1 protein-coding gene and 3 tRNA genes are annotated in these 1,463 nt (G+C 53.8%); 3 read left to right on the top strand and 1 reads right to left on the bottom strand.

Annotated features, from left to right (window positions below; translation table 11 throughout):
- The first annotated feature begins 98 nt into the window (after positions 1–98).
- From FDX01_RS11115 to FDX01_RS11105, 3 genes are all read left to right on the top strand, one after another.
- Positions 99–174 (top strand) — tRNA-Val (locus FDX01_RS11115).
- A 46-nt stretch (positions 175–220) separates the two neighbouring features.
- A tRNA-Val gene (locus tag FDX01_RS11110) sits at positions 221–296 on the top strand.
- Between the two features lie 4 nt (positions 297–300).
- Positions 301–376: transfer RNA gene (locus tag FDX01_RS11105), tRNA-Lys, on the top strand.
- A 146-nt stretch (positions 377–522) separates the two neighbouring features.
- Here the strand turns inward: FDX01_RS11105 and FDX01_RS11100 are convergent.
- On the bottom strand, positions 523–1,407 hold the full coding sequence (locus FDX01_RS11100; protein WP_096756263.1) for a LysR family transcriptional regulator: 885 nt from the start codon (positions 1,405–1,407) through the stop codon (positions 523–525).
- Positions 1,408–1,463 lie beyond the last annotated feature (56 nt).

The following is a 1,463-nucleotide window of genomic DNA, read 5'->3' as shown; positions in this document are numbered from 1 at the left end:
CACCTCCCTTACAAGGAGGGGGTCGGCGGTTCGAACCCGTCATCACCCACCAACTACTTTATGTAGTCTCCGCCGTGTAGAACAGAAAATTGAGAAGTGGGTGATTAGCTCAGCTGGGAGAGCACCTCCCTTACAAGGAGGGGGTCGGCGGTTCGATCCCGTCATCACCCACCACTTTCTCGCCAGCTGGATTTTCTGTAAAAATATGAAGTACCGAAGTGGGTGATTAGCTCAGCTGGGAGAGCACCTCCCTTACAAGGAGGGGGTCGGCGGTTCGATCCCGTCATCACCCACCACTTCGGGGCGTTAGCTCAGTTGGTAGAGCAGTTGACTTTTAATCAATTGGTCGCAGGTTCGAATCCTGCACGCCCCACCAATGTAAAAAGGCGCCCTAAAGGCGCCTTTTTGCTATGCGTAGAATTTAACAATTCAGCCATTCTCTGCCTGATACGCTGCGCTTATCAGGCCAACAGTCTACGTCGTTGTAGGCCGGATAAGACGTCAGTCGCCATCCGGCACACATCACATCGTCAATGCCCCAACCAGTTTCTCCAGCGCAGGTGTTGCCTGCTGTTGGTCATACACAATATATAAATCAGCAGGAATGCGTTCTTCCAGCGGGCGGAATACCACGCCAGGCCAGTTCATCTGCGCATAACTATCTGCAATTAACGTAATACCAATCCCCATACTGATCATCGCCAGCACCGTTTGTGGCTCCCTCACCTCACGAATAATCATCGGTGAAAATCCGGCGCTCTGGCACACTCGCTGCAAAAATGCCCAGTCAGTATGAATGGAAGGCATCGTGACAAAATATTCATTACGCAGCGCTTCCAGCGGCACCGCGTCACGAGCGCTCAGCGGATGTTCTTCCGGCATCGCCACCAAAAATGAAGACTCATGCAAGCGCAGGCTGGTAAATCCGGGCGAGGGTGCTGTCGCCATCCGCCAAATCCCCGCATCCAGCTCACGCCGCTCCAGCAGCGTCATCTGCATTGCCGGCATGTTTTCGCGAAACAGAACCTCAACGTTCGGGTTCTCTTTCAAAAATCGCCGCATCACCGGGCGCATTTTTCCCCACATCGCCGTGCCTATTACGCCCAGTTCGACTCGCCCTGCCTCACCGCGGCCAATCTGCTCCACGCGTGCCAGCGCCTGGTTAGCGCTGGATAACAGGCGGCGTGACTCTTCCATCAGGATTTTCCCGGCGTGGGTTAACGTCACGCTACGGGAATGCCGGATAAACAACAGTGTGCCGAGCTGCTGCTCCAGCTCTTTGATATGAATACTTAGCGGGGGTTGTGACATATTCAGGCGAGCAGCCGCACGTCCAAAATGCAGTTCTTCTGCGACTGCCAGAAAATAACGCAGTAACTTCAGATCGATACGATGCGTGCGTTCCATGAGTAATGCGCTCCAGCGGAGAAGGATAATGCGCAAAGTTACCACATTGCATCACA

The sequence above is a fragment of the Citrobacter sp. wls613 genome (assembly GCF_005281195.1).
GTDB classification, from domain to species: Bacteria; Pseudomonadota; Gammaproteobacteria; order Enterobacterales; family Enterobacteriaceae; genus Citrobacter; species Citrobacter gillenii.
Note: the sequence above shows the minus strand (reverse complement) of the source record. Positions and strands in the feature narration are given on the sequence as shown.